General features: G+C 63.8%; 15 protein-coding genes. 11 read left to right on the top strand and 4 right to left on the bottom strand.

Annotated elements, in window-relative coordinates; genetic code table 11:
* Positions 1 to 42: 42 nt before the first annotated feature.
* Positions 43 to 1224, bottom strand: a complete 1182-nt coding sequence (locus NKI52_RS02300) for an MFS transporter (protein WP_352696911.1) — start codon at positions 1222 to 1224, stop codon at positions 43 to 45.
* A 137-nt stretch (positions 1225 to 1361) separates the two neighbouring features.
* Here NKI52_RS02300 and NKI52_RS02295 point away from each other — a divergent pair, with 137 nt between their 5' ends.
* Positions 1362 to 2270, top strand: a complete 909-nt coding sequence (locus NKI52_RS02295; protein ID WP_352696909.1) for a LysR family transcriptional regulator — start codon at positions 1362 to 1364, stop codon at positions 2268 to 2270.
* 63 nt (positions 2271 to 2333) lie between these two features.
* On the opposite strand, the gene NKI52_RS02290 is transcribed toward NKI52_RS02295, so the two are convergent.
* Complete coding sequence (locus NKI52_RS02290) at positions 2334 to 3383, bottom strand: aldo/keto reductase (RefSeq protein WP_352696907.1); 1050 nt, start codon at positions 3381 to 3383, stop codon at positions 2334 to 2336.
* A 110-nt stretch (positions 3384 to 3493) separates the two neighbouring features.
* Positions 3494 to 4156 (bottom strand): YggS family pyridoxal phosphate-dependent enzyme, encoded by a 663-nt coding sequence (locus NKI52_RS02285; protein ID WP_023678106.1) that lies wholly within the window; start codon positions 4154 to 4156, stop codon positions 3494 to 3496.
* A gap of 146 nt (positions 4157 to 4302) precedes the next feature.
* On the opposite strand from NKI52_RS02285, the gene leuS reads away from it, so the two are divergent.
* Complete coding sequence (leuS, locus tag NKI52_RS02280; RefSeq protein WP_023678105.1) at positions 4303 to 6927, top strand: leucine--tRNA ligase; 2625 nt, start codon at positions 4303 to 4305, stop codon at positions 6925 to 6927.
* Entirely contained in the window at positions 6914 to 7495 is a 582-nt protein-coding gene (locus tag NKI52_RS02275; RefSeq protein WP_023678104.1) for an LPS assembly lipoprotein LptE, read from the top strand. Before leuS ends, NKI52_RS02275 begins: the two co-directional genes overlap by 14 nt.
* A gap of 70 nt (positions 7496 to 7565) precedes the next feature.
* On the opposite strand, the gene fsa is transcribed toward NKI52_RS02275, so the two are convergent.
* The gene (gene fsa, locus NKI52_RS02270) at positions 7566 to 8219 is read right to left on the bottom strand and encodes a fructose-6-phosphate aldolase (protein WP_023678103.1); all 654 of its coding nucleotides are present in this window, start codon (positions 8217 to 8219) and stop codon (positions 7566 to 7568) included.
* Between the two features lie 90 nt (positions 8220 to 8309).
* Here fsa and NKI52_RS02265 point away from each other — a divergent pair, with 90 nt between their 5' ends.
* The 8 genes from NKI52_RS02265 (at position 8310) to lepB (ending at position 17473) form a co-directional block, all read left to right on the top strand.
* Complete coding sequence (locus NKI52_RS02265) at positions 8310 to 10493, top strand: primosomal protein N' (RefSeq protein ID WP_023678102.1); 2184 nt, start codon at positions 8310 to 8312, stop codon at positions 10491 to 10493.
* A 108-nt stretch (positions 10494 to 10601) separates the two neighbouring features.
* Entirely contained in the window at positions 10602 to 10997 is a 396-nt protein-coding gene (locus tag NKI52_RS02260) for an AGROH133_08824 family phage infection protein (RefSeq protein WP_023678101.1), read from the top strand.
* A 246-nt stretch (positions 10998 to 11243) separates the two neighbouring features.
* Positions 11244 to 11804, top strand: coding sequence for a F0F1 ATP synthase subunit delta (locus tag NKI52_RS02255; RefSeq protein ID WP_023678100.1), 561 nt, complete (start codon positions 11244 to 11246; stop codon positions 11802 to 11804).
* Positions 11804 to 13333, top strand: coding sequence for a F0F1 ATP synthase subunit alpha (gene atpA / locus NKI52_RS02250; protein WP_023678099.1), 1530 nt, complete (start codon positions 11804 to 11806; stop codon positions 13331 to 13333). The genes NKI52_RS02255 and atpA overlap by 1 nt, the downstream gene beginning before the upstream one ends.
* Before the next feature lie 28 nt (positions 13334 to 13361).
* Positions 13362 to 14246: a F0F1 ATP synthase subunit gamma gene (locus tag NKI52_RS02245; RefSeq protein WP_352455009.1), complete on the top strand. Its 885-nt coding sequence runs from the start codon at positions 13362 to 13364 to the stop codon at positions 14244 to 14246.
* Between the two features lie 67 nt (positions 14247 to 14313).
* Positions 14314 to 15879 carry a F0F1 ATP synthase subunit beta gene (atpD, locus tag NKI52_RS02240; RefSeq protein ID WP_023678097.1) on the top strand — a complete coding sequence of 522 codons (1566 nt, stop codon included), beginning with the start codon at positions 14314 to 14316 and terminating at the stop codon, positions 15877 to 15879.
* Between the two features lie 118 nt (positions 15880 to 15997).
* On the top strand, positions 15998 to 16405 hold the full coding sequence (locus NKI52_RS02235; protein ID WP_023678096.1) for a F0F1 ATP synthase subunit epsilon: 408 nt from the start codon (positions 15998 to 16000) through the stop codon (positions 16403 to 16405).
* Between the two features lie 90 nt (positions 16406 to 16495).
* Positions 16496 to 17473 (top strand): signal peptidase I, encoded by a 978-nt coding sequence (gene lepB / locus NKI52_RS02230; RefSeq protein ID WP_502897734.1) that lies wholly within the window; start codon positions 16496 to 16498, stop codon positions 17471 to 17473.
* The last annotated feature ends 1 nt before the right edge of the window (position 17474 follow it).

The following is a 17474-nucleotide window of genomic DNA, read 5'->3' as shown; positions in this document are numbered from 1 at the left end:
GTCGAAGGATGGCTGTTTCAAAGATTGGTTGAGGTTTGCGTTCTATGACCGCGCGATTTCCGGTGTGGCGAGGACAGGATCTCGGTCGAGACGCAGCGCAAACGCCGCCACGGCGAGCGCTGAAAGCGGCAACAGCGCCGCGACCCAGGTGACGGCACCGAGGCCGGGACCATGGGCGATGACCACGCCGCCGAGCCAGGCGCCGGCCGCATTGCCGAGGTTGAAGGCGGCGATGTTGAAGGATGAAGCTAGGCTCTGGCCGGCGCCTTGCGCCTTCTGCAACACCCATAACTGTAGCGGCGCGACGGTGGCGAAGGCGGCGGCGCCGAGCAGGCCGACATAGATAACGGCCATGACCTGGTTGTGCAGGGCGAAGGTCATGGTGCCGAGCACCATCGCCAGCACGACGAGACTGCCGAGAACGGACGGTACCAACCAGCGGTCGGCGAACTTGCCGCCGGCGAGGTTGCCGGCGATGAGGCCGCCGCCGAAGACCAGCAGGATCGGCGACACCGCTGCTTCGTCAAAACCGGTGATCTCGGTCAGCAACGGGGCGATGTAGGTGAAGACGGCTAAGACGCCGGCATAGCCAAGCACGGTGGTAGCAAAGCCAAGAAGGACCGGCGTGCGGCCGAGCACGGCGAGATCGGCGCGCAAATTGCTCTTCTCAGGCTCTGTTCGGCTGCGCGGCACCAGCAGCAGAATGATGGTAAAGGCGGCGATGCCGACCAGGGTCACCGCCCAGAAGGTCGCGCGCCAGCCGAAGGCTTGGCCGAGCCATGTGCCGAAGGGCACGCCGAGGATGTTGGCGATGGTCAGGCCGGTGAACATCAGGGCGATCGCCGAGGCTTTCTTGTTGGGCGCCACCAGTCCGGTCGCCACGACCGAGCCGACGCCGAAGAAGGTGCCGTGGGCGAAGGCGGTCAGTACGCGCGCACCCATCAGCGTCCAGTAGTCTGGGGCAAGGGCACAAGCGAGGTTGCCCAGCGTGAAGATCGCCATCAGCGCCAGAAGCACGGTTTTGCGCGGCCAACGGCCGGTCGCGATTGTCAGCAGCGGCGCGCCGATGACGACGCCCAGCGCATAGCCGGAAATCAGCTGGCCGGAAGCTGAGATCGAGACGCCGAGATCGGTGCTGACGTCGAGCAGCAGGCCCATGATGACGAATTCGGTGACGCCGATGCCAAAGGCACCGGCGGCAAGAGCGTAAAGAGCAAGGGGCATGGCGGTTCCCACTTCGATGACGACCAGTTTTGACGATGGGCGCCGTGTCCTCCCACGCCCCGATCCGGAAGATCGTGCCGCGATGTGCTGTGAACCAGCCTTGCATCGGGCACATCGTCTGTGAAATAAATTCACCAATGGCCAGGCCCGACATCAATCGCTCCGGCGAGATCGAAGTGTTCGTCCGCGTCGTCGAGGCGGGCAGCTTTTCAGCCGCTGCCCGTGCGTTGCGGATGACGCCGTCGGCGGTGAGCAAGCTGATCGCGCGGCTGGAGGCGCGGCTTGGTGCGCGGCTGGTCAGCCGTTCGACGCGCAAGCTGCAACTGACGCCGGAGGGGGCGGCGTTCTTCGACAGCGGCGTGCGCGTCCTGGCCGACATGGCGGCGGCCGAGCGCGAGGCAGCGGCGGGTGCCGCGCCGCGTGGCCGGCTGCGGATCAGCAGCTATGTGCCTTTCGGGCAGCACCGGCTGATCCCGCTTTTGCCGCGTTTTCTAGAGCGCTACCCCGAAATCTCGGTCGATCTGGTGTTGACTGACGATGTCATCGACCTGATGGAGGAGCGCGCTGACGTCGCCATCCGCGCCGGGCCGCTCGGCGAATCACGGCTGGTGGCGCGCAAGCTCGGGCAGAGCCGGGTGGTCGTCGTTGCGGCGCCATCGTATCTCGAAGCGCGTGGCACGCCCAAGGAGCCCGCCGATCTCGATCGTCACAACCGGATGGGCTTCCGTTTCGTACGTCACCTCGAGGGCTGGCCTTTTATCGACGCGGGCGGCAAGCCGATCACCCTGTCGATCATCGGAAATACGCTGGTCAGCGACGGCGAGGCGATGCGGCTGATGGCGCTCTCGGGGGCGGGCATCGCCCGGCTGGCACGCTGGCATGTGGAGGCCGACATTGCCGCCGGCCGGCTTCTGCCGCTGCTGGAAGAGTTCAACCCCGGCGACGAGGAACTCACCCACGCCGTCTATGTCGGCCAAGGCAAGCATCTGCCGGCGCGGGTGCGGGCGTTTTTGGACTTTTTGGTCGAGACTGTCCGGCTGACCTGAGCCCAAAAAAGATCGGGAGCCTGCCGGCTCCCGAAGCAACGAAGGTAAGAAGGTAAGATTGAGTTACTTTTTCGGCACAAAGGGCGCCGGACGCCGGCCGGCCGCCTGACGCTCCAGCATCCAGCCGGGGTATTCGGCGGGCAGGGCACTGACTTCGTCGAGGCGAACGAGATCATCGGCATCGAGCTTCAACTCGGTGGCTGCAAGGTTCTGTTCCAGCTGCTCCATGCGGCTGGCGCCGATGATGACGCTCATCACGAACGGCTTGGCCAGCACATAGCCGAGCGCCACCGTGGCGACGCTGACGCCGTGCTTGGCGGCGATCTCGCGCATGACGGCGACTGCTGCCCAGGCACGGTCCTCATTGACCGGCGGGAAATTGAAGCTGGCGCGACGGCCCTCGCCATTGCCGGGGGCGCCCGGTCCGTATTTGCCGGAGAGCAGGCCGCCAGCCATCGGCGACCAGACCATCAGCCCGAGCTTCTCCTCGTTGAGCAGCGGCACGATTTCGCGCTCGAGTTCGCGGCCGGCGATCGAGTAGTACGACTGCACGGTCTCGAAGCGGGCAAAGCCTTTGCGCTCGGCAATACCCAGCGCCTTGGCAACGCGCCAGGCCTGCCAGTTCGAGACGCCGACATAGCGGACCGTGCCGGCGGCAACGAGGTCGTCGAGCGCCCGCAGTGTCTCGTCGATCGGCGTCACCGTGTCGGTGCCGTGCAGCTGGTAGAGATCGATGTGATCGAGCTGCAGCCGCTCGAGGCTGCCTTCGACCGAATCCATGATGTGGCCGCGCGAGGAACCACGCTGGTTCGGGCCCCCGCCCATGGCGCCATGGACCTTGGTGGCGATGATCACGTCCTGTCGGTTGACGCCAAGATTCCTGAGCGACTGGCCGAGAAGCCGTTCCGAGGCGCCGAAGGAATAGACATCCGCCGTGTCGAAGAAATTGACGCCGGCGGCGAGCGAGCGGGCAACGATCTCGTCGACGCCCTTCTGGTCGAGGCTGGCGATCAGGCCCCATTGGGCATTCTCGCCGGCCGCGCCGAACGTCATCGTGCCGAGGCAAAGTTCGGAGACGAACATCCCCGTATTTCCAAGTTGATTGTAACGCATGGGTGGCTCCAGACGGGTTGAGAATAACTCGACCCATATAGGAACGAAACGTTCCGTTTCTATACGCTGGCGCAGTCAATGTCAGCCTGTGGGCTAAGGTCGGCTGCGCCTCATCTGGCGCCGAAAATTGCCGATCCAACCCTGACACTGGTCGCGCCGAAGGCGATCGCGGTTTCGTAGTCGCCGGACATGCCCATGGAGAGCTTGTCGACGCCGGCCTCAAGCCCAAGCTTTTCCAGCAGCGCGAAATGCGGACCGGGGTTCTCGTCGGCCGGCGGAATGCACATCAGCCCTTCGATGGCGAGGGCGTGAACCGAGCGGCAGCGGGCCACGAAGGCGACAGCCTCGCGCGGCTCGATGCCGGCCTTTTGCGGCTCGGAGCCGGTGTTGACCTGGACATAGAGCCTTGGTGACCGGCCTTGCCTGGCGATCTCCTTGGCCAGCTCTGCGGCGATCTTTTCACGGTCGACGGTTTCGATGACATCGAACAATGCCACCGCTTCCTTGGCCTTGTTCGATTGCAGCGGACCGATCAGATGCAGCTCGATGTCGGAAAATGCCTCCTTCAGCACCGGCCATTTCGCTTGTGCTTCCTGGACGCGGTTTTCGCCGAAGACGCGCTGGCCGGCCTCGATAATCGGGCGGATATCGGCGGCGTCGAAGGTTTTCGAGACTGCGACCAGCGTCACCGCTCCGGCCTCACGGCCTGCCTCGCGCTCGGCGGCAGCGATCCTTGCCTTGACCGTGAAAAGCTGTTCGACGGCGCTCGCCATGCCTATATCCTGCCTGTGTTTGGCTTTTCGCCGGATCGCCGCAGTTGACGGGTCCGGCAATCCATGGTGAACACCGCGACGACATTTCCTGAGCCGCCCGGGCATTGTCCGGCGGCTCGCGCATGCTTTTAAGTGAAAAACACCCGATGGCAACCGAACGATACAATCCGCGCGCGTCAGAGCCCAAATGGCAGAACGCCTGGGACGCCAAGAAGCTGTTCGAAGCCGACAATGACGACCCGCGCCCGAAATACTACGTGCTGGAGATGTTCCCGTATCCGTCGGGGCGCATCCATATCGGCCATACCCGCAACTATACGATGGGCGACGTGGTGGCGCGCTACAAGCGGGCCAAGGGTTTCAACGTGCTGCACCCGATGGGCTGGGACGCCTTTGGCATGCCAGCCGAAAACGCGGCGATGCAGAACAAGGTCCATCCCAAGGACTGGACCTATCAGAACATCGCCGCCATGCGCGAGCAGCTCAAGGTCATGGGCCTGTCGCTCGATTGGGCCCGCGAGTTCGCCACCTGCGACGTCGACTACTATCACCGCCAGCAGATGCTGTTCCTCGATTTCGTCGAGAAGGGGCTGGTGACGCGCAAATCCTCCAAGGTCAACTGGGATCCGGAGGACATGACGGTGCTTGCCAACGAGCAGGTCATCGACGGACGCGGCTGGCGCTCAGGCGCGCTGGTGGAACAGCGCGAGCTGACGCAGTGGTTCTTCAAGATCACCGATTACGCGCAGGATCTGCTGGATTCGCTCGACCAACTCGACGACTGGCCGGAAAAAGTGAAGCTGATGCAGGCGAACTGGATCGGCCGTTCGGAAGGGCTGCTGATCCGCTGGCCGCTGGCCAAGCCAGTCGCCGGCGAGCATGAGCTCGAAGTCTATACGACCAGGCCCGACACCATCTTCGGCGCGTCCTTCATGGCGATTGCGGCCGACCATCCGCTGGCCAAAAAGGCCGCCGAGGACAATCCGGCGCTGGCAAAGTTCATCGACGAAGTCCGCCATATGGGCACTTCGGCGGCGGCATTGGAGACGGCCGAGAAGAAGGGTTTCGATACCGGCATTCGCGTTGTCCATCCGTTCGACGAGAGGTGGACGCTGCCCGTCTACGTCGCCAATTTCGTGCTGATGGACTATGGCACCGGCGCCATCTTCGGCTGCCCGGCACATGACCAGCGCGACCTCGACTTCGCCAACAGATACGGCCTTCCGGTCATTCCGGTGGTGATGCCGGAAGGCGAGAATCAAGGAAGCTTCCAGGTCATCGACGAGGCTTATGTCGATGATGGCGCGATGATCAATTCGCGCTTCCTCGACGGCATGAAGCCGGATCAGGCATTCGACGAGGTGGCGAAGCTGCTGGAACAAAGGACCATCGGCAACCGGCCGATGGCCGAGCGCAAGGTGAATTTCCGCCTGCGCGACTGGGGCATTTCGCGCCAGCGCTATTGGGGCTGCCCGATCCCGATGATCCATTGCGAGGATTGCGGCGTGGTGCCGGTGCCGAAGGCCGACCTGCCGGTCAAGCTGCCGGACGACATCGAGTTCGACCGGCCGGGCAATCCGCTCGATCGCCATCCGACATGGCGGCACGTCAAATGCCCGCGTTGCGGCAAGGATGCGCGGCGCGAAACCGACACGATGGACACATTTGTCGATTCTTCTTGGTATTTCGCTCGCTTCACCGCGCCGTGGGCAAACGATCCGACCGATCCCAAGGCCGCGACTGAATGGCTGCCGGTCGACCAGTATATTGGCGGCATTGAGCATGCGATCCTGCATTTGCTCTATTCGCGCTTTTTCACCCGCGCCATGCGCGAGACCGGCCATGTCGATCTCGCCGAGCCGTTCAGGGGCCTGTTCACGCAAGGCATGGTGGTGCACGAGACCTATCGGGTTGGCGGCGCCTCGAACGGCCGCTGGCTTGCGCCTAGCGAGGTCAGGCTGGAAGACGCCGACGGCAAGCGCCGCGCCTTCGAAATCGCCACCGGCGAAGAGGCGGTGATCGGTCCGCTCGAAAAAATGTCGAAGTCGAAGAAGAATACGGTGAGTCCGGAAGAGATCACCGACGGCTACGGCGCCGATACGGCGCGCTGGTTCATGCTGTCGGACTCGCCGCCCGAGCGCGATGTCGAATGGACCGACGAGGGTGCGGCCGGCGCGCATCGCTTCATCCAGCGCATCTGGCGCCTGGTGTCGACGGCTGCCGAATCGCTCGCCGGAGTCCGGCCAGAGGCGGCGAAGGACGGCGAGGCCGGGACAGTGTCCAAGGCCGCGCACAAGATCTTGAAGTCGGTCGGCGAGGATATCGAAAAGCTCGCCTTCAACCGCGCCATCGCCCGCATCTACGAGCTCGCCAATGCCTTGACCGTACCGCTCAACGAGGCGGCAGAGGGCAGGGCCGGTCCGGCGCTGCAAGCGGCCTGCCGTGAGGCCGTCGAGATCCTGGTGCACCTGATCGCGCCGGTCATGCCGCATCTGGCCGAGGAGTGCTGGCAGACGCTCGGCGGCACCGACCTTGTCGCCGAACGGCCCTGGCCGGATTACGATCGCTCGCTTGTCGTCGACGCCGAGATCGTGCTGCCGGTCCAGGTCAACGGCAAGAAACGCGGCGATTTGACAATTGCCCGTGACGCGGATCAAGGTGCGGTCGAAAAGGCGGTTCTGGCTCTCGACTTCGTGCAGAAAGCGCTCGAAGGTAAGGCGCCGCGCAAGGTGATCATAGTGCCGCAGAGGATCGTCAATGTCGTTGCCTGATCCGCGAAAGACAGAGTTGACGCTGCGCCGCGTTGTGCTTTGCGGGCTGCTCGCCTCGGTGGCGCTGGTTTCCGCCTGCACGGTGCGGCCGCTCTATTCGAGCGCGCCGCTGATCGCCGGCTCGCAGGTCGGCGCTGCTGCCGAACTGGCATCGATCTCGGTCAAGCCGGTCAAGACCCGCTACGCCCAGCAGGTCCGCAACAATTTGATCTTCGCGCTCGGCCAGGGCGCCGGCGAGCCGGCTTCGCCGGTCTATTCGCTTGATCTCGGCGTCTCCGAACTCGTCGAATCGGCGGCAATCGAGCAGGTCACGACCGACGAAGACGAGCCGACCGCCGGCACTGTGACGCTGACTGCCAACTATGTGCTCAGCGATGCCAAGACGGGCACGGTCATAGCGAGGGGCAAGCGCTCGATTCCGTCGTCATACGACAGGCCGCGCCAGGAATTCGCGTCATACCGGGCCCAGATCGACGCCGAGAACCGTGCGGCGCGCGAGCTGGCAGATGTGCTGCGGCTGTCGATTGCCCAGGATCTGATCAAGCACGGCAAGCCGGCGGCAAGCTAGGTCTTTCCAGAGTGCGCAATCTGCAAAAAAGGCCGATTGCTCGGCTTTTTTTGTTCGTAGGATAGTCGCTTCAGCCGATCTTCTGCCCGGTCTTTGCCCAGTCGGCGAGGAACAGTTCCAGGCCCTTGTCGGTCAGCGGGTGCTTGACCAGCGCCTTGAGCGTCGCCGGCGGCGCGGTGATGACATCGGCACCGATCAGCGCCGCCTGCTTGACATGGTTCACGGTACGCACCGAAGCGGTCAGGATTTCAGTCTGGAAGTCATAATTGTCGTAGATGGTGCGGATATCGGCAATCAGCTCCATGCCGTCCCAGCCGCTATCGTCGATGCGGCCGACGAAGGGCGAGATGAAGGAGGCGCCGGCCTTGGCGGCGAGCAGCGCCTGGGTGGCCGAGAAGCACAGCGTGACGTTGACCATGCGGCCGTCCGACCGGATGTCCTTGCAGGCTCTCAGGCCGTCGAGCGTCAGCGGCACCTTGATGCAGACATTGTCGGCGATCCTGGCCAGGATCTTGGCCTCCGCCATCATGTCCTTGTATTCGGTGGCGACGACTTCGGCCGAGACTGGGCCCTTGACGATCTCGCAGATCTCTCTTGTGACGTCGGCGATCTTGCCGCCGGATTTCAGGATCAGCGACGGATTGGTGGTTACGCCGTCGAGCAGCCCCAAATCGTTCAGCTCGCGGATTTCCTTGACATCGGCGGTGTCGACAAAAAATTTCATGGCGGTCTCCTGAAGATTTTTCATGTGCACGTCATGCACATTTGGGGTCGGACTTTGATCTAGACCAAAGTCGGGGCAAGGTCACGCCTCATGATCGAAGATTCGCCCTTTGTCGCGGCCGCACCGGTGCTGGTGCCGATGCCCGCCGAGCGCCCCTACACCTATGCCGTGCCGGCTGGCATGCGCGTGGTGCCGGGCTCGATCGTGCGCGTTCCGCTTGGGCCCCGCCAGGTCGCCGGCATCGTCTGGGACGGCGCCGTCGAAAAGGTCGACGCGAAGAAATTGCGGCCGATCGAGCAGGTTTTCGACTGCCCGCCGATCGACCGCGCGATGCGGCGTTTTGTCGATTGGGTGGCGCAGTACACGCTGTCGCCGCCCGGCATGGTGGCGCGCATGCTGCTCAGGGCGCCGGAGGCGTTCGACCCGGAGCCGTGGATCGAAGGGCTGCAGCGCACGTTCGCCAAGCCCGACCGGATGACGGAGGCGAGGACGCGCGTGCTGGAGACGGCCGAAGGCGGACTTGCCTGGACGCGATCCGGCCTGGCGCATGCGGCAGGCGTGTCGTCGACGGTGGTGGACGGGCTGCGGGTGCAGGGCGTATTCCAGACGGTGATGATCCCGCCGCGGCCGGTGGTCGCAGCACCCGATCCCGGCTACGCCGTGCCTTCACTGATGCCCGACCAGAGCGATGCCGCCGAGACGCTGCGCGCCAATGTCGCGACCGGTACATTCGGCGTCACCCTGCTCGACGGTGTAACCGGATCCGGCAAGACGGAGGTCTATTTCGAGGCGGTCGCGGCCGCGCTCGATCGCGGCAAGCAGGTGCTGATCCTGCTGCCGGAAATCGCGCTGACCCACGCCTTCCTCGAACGCTTCCAGGAGCGGTTCGGCGCCAAGCCGGCGGAGTGGCACTCGGACCTGCCGCCAAGGATGCGCGAAAAGGTCTGGCGGCAGGTAGCGGAAGGCGGCGTGCGGGTCGTCGCAGGCGCGCGCTCGGCGCTGTTCCTGCCATTCAGGGAGCTTGGACTGATCGTCGTCGACGAAGAGCACGATCCCGCCTACAAGCAGGAGGATCGCGTCTTTTACAACGCGCGCGACATGGCCGTGGTGCGCAGCCATATCGGCGGCTTTCCGGTCGTGCTCGCCTCGGCGACACCGTCGGTCGAAAGCCGGGTCAATGCCAGCCAGGGCCGCTACAGCAGGGCGGTGCTTTCGGCGCGCTTTGCCGAGGCGGCACTTCCCGATCTCAAGACGATCGACATGCGCCGCGCGCCGCCGGCACGCGGCGGCTTCCTGTCGCCTGTACTGCTCGGCCATATACGGCAGACGCTGGAAAGAAAGGAACAGTCGCTGCTGTTCCTCAACCGGCGCGGCTATGCGCCGCTGACGCTCTGCCGGGTCTGCGGCCACCGCTTCGGCTGTCCGGTCTGCTCGGCCTGGCTGGTCGAGCACCGCTTTCGCGGCCAGCTCGTCTGCCACCACTGCGGGCACAATGAACGCCGGCCCGAAGCCTGTCCGGAATGCGGCACGCTCGATCATCTGGTCGCCTGCGGGCCAGGCGTCGAGCGCATCGCCGAGGAGGTCGTCGCGCATTTCCCCGATGCCCGCACCATCGTCTTGTCGTCCGACCTGATGGGCGGCGTGCGGCGGCTGCGGCTCGAGCTTGAAGCCATCGCCAATGGCGAGGCCGACATCGTCATCGGCACACAACTCGTCGCCAAGGGCCATAATTTCCCCAACATGACGCTGGTCGGTGTGGTCGATGCCGATCTCGGCCTTGCCAATGGCGACCCGCGCGCCGCCGAGCGCACCTTCCAACTGCTCAGCCAGGTGACCGGCCGCGCCGGCCGCACCGGCAAGAAAAGCCTCGGCCTGCTGCAGACCTTCCAACCCGACCACCCGGTGATGCGCGCGATCGTCTCAGGCGATGCCGAGGCCTTCTACGAGCGCGAGATCGCCGAGCGTGAGCGGGCGGGGCTGCCGCCCTTCGGCAGGCTCGCCGGCGTCATCGTCAGCGCGGCGACACGGGCCGAAGCCGAAGGGCACGCCCGTGGCCTGCGTCGCGCCGCGCCGCAGGCCAGCGACCTGTTCGTGCTCGGCCCGGCCGAGGCGCCGCTGTCGTTGATCGGCGGCCGCCATCGCTTTCGCCTGCTGATCCAGGGCGAACGGCGCGCCGACATGCAAGGGTTCATTCGCACCATGCTGGCCGAGGGACCGAAGATAAGGGGCTCGGTGCGAGTCCAGGTCGACATCGACCCGCAGAGCTTTTTGTGAAGGGGCTCAGAGGACAGGCTTCCGTAAATTGCCGATGCCCATCTGGCGTATGTCTCTTGCTTCGTTAGAATGCCCGAAATTTTGAATATCCATTTACGAGGGGACAACATGGAATTTGCGTTTCCGTGGCCGATGAGCCAGGGCGAGTGGCTGGCATGGTCGAGCGCCGTGGTGACCTTGCTGTTCGGCCTGCTGCTGTTCCTGGCGCCAGGATTGGCCTTCCGGATCCTGCGGCTGCAGGTCAGACCGGAGAAGGCAGCGGCGATCGCCGAGGGGCGCGGCCGGATGTCGGGCTTCTATCTCGGCCTCAGCCTGTGCTGCATCCTCCTGGCGCAGCCGCTGCTCTATATGGCGCTCGGCTTCTCCTGGCTGTTCACCGCCTTCGGCCGGCTGCTGTCGATGATGTCGGACGGCGCCAACACGCCGTTCAACTGGGCATCCATCGTCGTCGAGCTGGTGCTGGCGGCGCTGCCTCTGGCCTTCGCCTTCGGCTTTTTGCCCTGAATCAGGGATCAATCCGGGGTTGGTTGCTGAACTCGGCCGGCGGATGCGACAATAGTGCCTGAAAACCATGCCGGACGACGCATTGCGGTCTGAAAATGCCTGTGCTAGACGGCAATCGACTTTCGACCGGGGATAGCGGAAGCCGCGCCTCCGTGCTTGGAAAAATGCAGTAAGGTCAAAGATTTAGCCAGAGTTTTTGCTCGCGCCAACAATCTGCGGCCTGTCAGACAAGAGAAAAGACGGTCCGTGGCCCAATCGTCATCGCCAATCTCAGGTGTCGCAGAACGCTATGCGGGTTCGCTGTTCGAACTCGCGCTGCAGGCCAATTCGGTCGCCAGCGTCGAGGCCGACCTCAATAGGTTCGAAACGATGCTCGAAGGCAGCGCTGACCTTTCGCGGCTGATCAGGAGCCCTGTCTTCTCCAGCGAGGACCAGGCCAAGGCGATCGCCGCGATCGCCGACAAAGCGGGGATCACCGGCCTCACCGGCAATTTCCTGCGCGTCGTTGCCCAGAATCGCCGGCTATTTGCCGTGCCCGGCATGATCAAGGCGTTCCGCCAGATCGCCGCCGAACACCGCGGCGAGACCGCCGCCGAGGTTACCTCGGCGCATGCGCTGACGCCTGCCCAGGAAACCGAGCTGAAGGCAGCGCTGAAAAGTGTCGCCGGCAAGGATGTGGCGATCACGGTCACCGTCGATCCGTCGCTGCTCGGCGGACTGGTGGTCAAGATCGGCTCGCGCCAGATCGATACGTCGCTCAAAACCAAACTCAATTCGCTCAAGCTTGCACTGAAAGAGGTCGGCTGATGGACATCCGCGCCGCGGAAATTTCCGCAATTCTGAAAGACCAGATCAAGAATTTCGGCAAGGAGGCCGAGGTCTCCGAAGTCGGCCAGGTGCTGTCCGTCGGTGACGGTATCGCCCGCGTCTACGGCCTCGACAATGTCCAGGCCGGCGAGATGGTCGAGTTCCCCGGCGGCATCCGCGGCATGGCGCTCAACCTCGAAGCCGACAATGTCGGCGTTGTCATCTTCGGCGCCGACCGCGACATCAAGGAAGGCGACACCGTCAAGCGCACCGGCGCCATCGTCGATGCGCCCGTTGGCATGGGCCTGCTCGGCCGCGTCGTCGACGCGCTCGGCAACCCGATTGATGGCAAAGGCCCGATCCAGGCCACCGAACGCAAGCGCGTCGACGTCAAAGCGCCCGGCATCATCCCGCGCAAATCGGTGAACGAGCCGATGTCGACCGGCCTCAAGGCCATCGACGCGCTGATCCCGGTCGGCCGCGGCCAGCGCGAACTGGTCATCGGCGACCGCCAGACCGGCAAGACCGCGATCATCCTCGACACCATGCTCAACCAGAAATCGGTGCACGACAACGGCCCTGAGAAGGAAAAGCTGTACTGCGTCTATGTCGCCGTCGGCCAGAAGCGCTCGACGGTGGCGCAGTTCGTCAAGGTCCTGGAAGAGCGCGGCGCGCTCGACTATTCGATCATCGTCGCCGCGACCGCCTCCGATCCGGCGCCAATGCAGTTCCTGGCGCCGTTCACCGCCTGCACCATGGGCGAATATTTCCGTGACAACGGCATGCACGCGCTGATCAGCTACGACGACCTGTCGAAGCAGGCCGTCGCCTATCGCCAGATGTCGCTGCTGCTGCGCCGTCCGCCGGGCCGCGAAGCCTATCCCGGCGACGTTTTCTACCTGCACTCGCGCCTGCTCGAGCGCGCCGCCAAGCTCAATGACGAAAACGGCGGTGGGTCGCTGACGGCGCTGCCGATCATCGAAACGCAGGCCAACGACGTGTCGGCCTATATCCCGACCAACGTCATCTCGATCACCGACGGCCAGATCTTCCTGGAAACCAATCTGTTCTTCCAGGGCGTGCGCCCGGCGGTCAATGTCGGCCTTTCGGTGTCGCGCGTCGGCTCCTCGGCGCAGATCAAGGCGATGAAGCAGGTTGCCGGGTCGATCAAGGGCGAGCTCGCGCAGTACCGCGAAATGGCTGCTTTCGCGCAGTTCGGCTCCGATCTCGACGCCGCCACGCAACGCCTGCTCAACCGCGGCTCGCGTCTGACCGAGCTGTTGAAGCAGCCGCAATTCTCGCCGCTCAAAGTCGAGGAGCAGGTCGCGGTGATCTTCGCCGGCGTCAACGGCTATCTCGACAAGCTGGCGGTCAACCAGGTCGGCAAGTTCGAGCATGGTCTGCTGTCGCATATGCGCTCGGCCGGCAAGGACGTGCTCGACGGCATCCGCAAGGAGAAGGCGCTGTCCGACGATCTGCGCGCCAGGCTGAAGGCAGAAATCGACGCCTTCGCCAAGACCTTTGCTTGAGCAGGACGGACGGGATCAGGTTTGAAGCATGCCTTCGTTAAAAGACCTTCGTAACCGTATCGCCTCGGTCAAGGCGACGCAGAAGATCACCAAGGCGATGCAGATGGTCGCCGCGGCGAAGCTGCGTCGCGCGCAGGAAGCGGCGGAAGCGGCGCGTCCCTATTCGGAGCGCATGGGCGCGGTGCTGGCCAATATCACCCAGGCGATCGGCGGCGGCGGCGATGCCCCGGCGCTGATGACCGGCACCGGCAAGGACGACGTGCATCTGCTTGTCGTCTGCACGGCCGAACGCGGTCTGTGCGGCGGTTTCAATTCGCAGATCGCCCGCTTTGCCCGCGACCACATCCGCAAGCTTCTGGCCAACGGCAAGCAGGTCAAGATCATCTGCGTCGGCAAGAAGGGGTTCGACATATTGCGCCGCGACTACGGGGCGCTGATCATCGAGCGTGTCGACCTGCGCGAGGTCAAGACGCTGGGCTTCGTCAATGCCGATGCCATCGCCAAGAAGGTGATCCGCCTGTTCAACGAAGGCGGCTTCGACATCTGCACGCTGTTCTATTCGCAGTTCAAGTCGGTGATCAGCCAGATCCCGACGGCGCAGCAAATTGTCCCGGCGGGCGCGCCTGCGGCTGGCGCGGAAGTGAAGGACGGCGGCAGCGCCGTCTACGAATACGAGCCGGAGCCGGGCGAGATCCTCTCCGATCTCATCCCGCGCAACATTTCCGTGCAGGTTTTTCGCGCGCTGCTCGAGAATGCCGCCGGCGAGATGGGCGCCAAGATGAGCGCCATGGACAATGCGACGCGCAACGCCGGCGACATGATCAACAAATTGTCGATCACCTACAACCGCCAGCGGCAGGCGCAGATCACCAAGGAATTGATCGAAATCATTTCGGGCGCCGAGGCGCTCTAGGCACGCCCACAAGGAGGTCATCGACCTCAAGCGTGTGAGAAACAAAGAGACGAAAAGGGTAAAGACGATGGCGAAAGCAGCGACCCCCAAGACGGCAGCCCCTAAGGCCGCGGCACCAGCGAAGGCTCCGGCAGCAGCAAAGGCCGCTCCGGCCAAGAAGGCGGCAGCAACCAAGGCCGCCGCTGTGAATACGCCGGCCGCCACCATCAAGAAAACCGGCCTGGCAGGCAAGGTTCGCCAGGTCATCGGCGCCGTTGTCGACGTCCAGTTCGGCGAACATCTGCCGGCGATCCTGAACGCGCTTGAGACGATCAATGTCGGCAATCGCCTCGTGCTCGAAGTGGCCCAGCATCTGGGCGAGAACACCGTGCGCTGCATCGCCATGGACTCGACCGAAGGTCTGGTCCGCGGCCAGGACGTCTATGACACCGGTGCACCGATTACCGTGCCGGTCGGCCCGGGCATGCTCGGCCGCATCATCAACGTCATCGGCGAGCCGGTCGACGAGGCAGGCCCGGTCGACGGCATCGAGATGCGCTCGATCCACCAGCCGGCGCCGACCTATGTCGAGCAGTCGACGGAAGCGCAGATCCTGGTCACCGGCATCAAGGTGCTCGACCTGCTGGCCCCCTATGCCCGCGGCGGCAAGATCGGCCTGTTCGGCGGCGCCGGCGTCGGCAAAACGGTGCTGATCCAGGAACTGATCAACAACGTCGCCAAGGCGCATGGCGGCTTCTCGGTGTTCGCCGGCGTCGGCGAGCGCACCCGCGAAGGCAACGACCTCTATCACGAGTTCATCGAGTCCGGCGTCAACAAGAAGGGCGGCGGCGAAGGCTCCAAGGCCGCGCTCGTCTATGGCCAGATGAACGAGCCGCCGGGCGCACGCGCCCGCGTCGGCCTGACCGGCTTGACGGTTGCCGAATATTTCCGCGACCAGGGCCAGGACGTGCTGTTCTTCGTAGACAACATCTTCCGCTTCACGCAGGCGGGCTCGGAAGTGTCGGCGCTGCTCGGCCGCATTCCTTCGGCCGTGGGCTACCAGCCGACGCTGGCTACCGACATGGGCGCGCTGCAGGAGCGTATCACCACGACGACCAAGGGTTCGATCACCTCGGTGCAGGCGATCTATGTGCCGGCCGACGACCTGACCGACCCGGCACCGGCGACCTCGTTCGCCCACCTCGACGCGACGACCGTGCTCAACCGCGCGATTTCGGAAAAGGGCATCTATCCGGCCGTCGATCCGCTCGATTCGACCTCGCGCATGCTCGACCCGATGGTTGTCGGCGAAGAGCATTACCAGGTCGCCCGCCAGGTGCAGTCGATCCTTCAGCGTTACAAGTCGCTGCAGGACATCATCGCCATCCTGGGCATGGACGAGCTGTCGGAAGAGGATAAGCAGACCGTGGCCCGCGCCCGCAAGATCGAGCGCTTCCTGTCGCAACCCTTCTTCGTCGCCGAAGTGTTCACCGGCGCACCGGGCAAGCTGGTCGACCTCGCCGACACCATCAAGGGCTTCAAGGGCCTTTGCAACGGCGATTACGACCATCTGCCGGAGGCCGCCTTCTACATGGTCGGCGGCATCGAGGAAGCGGTCGAGAAGGCACAGCGCCTGGCCGCCGAAGCGGCCTGATGGTGAATGGTCAATAGTGAATTGTGAATGGGGAGTAGCGGATAGGAAATCGGGGCTGAGTGAAGGTCATTCTTTCTGACCGTTCACCATTCACCATTCACCAGTCGCTAAACTGATCATGCCTGAAGCTTTCAAATTCGAACTGGTCTCGCCGGAGCGCCTCTTGGTTTCCGAGCAGGTCGAATCCGTCGTCATTCCGGGCGCCGAAGGCGAGATGACTGTCATGGCGCATCACGCGCCGGTCATGACCACAATCAAGCCGGGCGTCGTTACGCTGAAGACCGCGCAAGGCAAGGAAGAGCGCTATGTGGTGTTCGGCGGCTTTGCCGACATCGTTCCGGCCGGCTGCACGCTTCTGGCGGAATCGGCGGTAGCCGTCGGCGACATCGACCGCGCCGACCTTGCCCGCCGCATCCAGGAGGCCAGGGAAGACGCCGCCGACGCCAAGGACGACCAGACCCGCAGCAAGGCCGAGCAGTTCCTCAACCAGCTTACGACGCTTGAAGGTGCGCTGTTGCCGGCGTGAGTTCCGGTCAAATGACTAACTGAAAAAGCGGGCTTGCCCCGCTTTTTTGTTTGGTGGACAGTCTGGCTGCCTTGGCGTGGGGGGTGGCCGATGACAGAACAAGCAGTGCAACAAGAAACTATCTCGCGATCCAGATGGTCGACGGCCCTGGTTTCGGCCTTTGGCGGCCCGTTTGGCGGGTTCCTCTGGATCGGCAGCGGCAAACTGGCGGTCGCCAGCCTGGTGGTGATCAGCGTCGTCGTTTTCGCGCTTATTTACATTGGCTTTCCGGTATTGCCTGGCGTCGATCTTGCTTGGTGGGCCAATTTTTCAGGGATCGGTTTGATGGCCCTGTGGGCAGCGATCGTTGTTCCCTTCGCGCACCGGTTCAAGCCGGACAGATGGTACGCGCGTGGGCTTTCGGTGCTGGTGCTCGTCTTTCTGACCTCGTATCCGGCTGCATTCGCAATACGCGCGTTCCTGCTCCAGCCTTTTTCGATTCCCTCCAGCAGCATGGTGCCGACGTTGCAGGAAGGCGACTATCTCTTCGTCTCCAAAATGGCATACGGCTACAGCCGCTACAGCGTGCCGTTCAACTTGCTTCCCGTTGATGGACGTATATTCGGCGCGGAACCCAAAAGGGGAGATGTGGTTGTCTTCAAGTTCCCGCCCGATCCGAGCGTGGACTACATCCAGCGGATTGTCGGCCTTCCCGGCGAGAAGATCCAGATCATCGACGGGGTGCTTCACATCAACGATGTCGCGGTGGGACTCGACGATATTGGTACTTTTTCGTCCGACGAGTTCTCGAGAGCCAAGCTCCAAAGCGAAACCTTGCCGGGGGGTGTCACCCATTCCGTTCTCAACCTCGCCGACAACTCGATCGGCGACAATACGCGCGTGTTTGAGGTGCCCGCAGGCCACTACTTCGTGCTTGGCGACAACCGCGACAATGCCTCCGACAGCCGGTTCAGTGTCGCGTTTGTTCCCTATGAAAATCTGGTCGGCAAGGCCCTGCGGCTGTTCTGGAATTCCAAAGGTACCGATTATTCGTCTCGACAGACGCTGAACGGCCAGGCGAGCAAGTAGC

The organism is Mesorhizobium sp. M0590, assembly GCF_040320905.1.
Lineage (GTDB): Bacteria > Pseudomonadota > Alphaproteobacteria > Rhizobiales > Rhizobiaceae > Mesorhizobium.
This window is presented reverse-complemented; position numbering and strand designations above follow the sequence as displayed.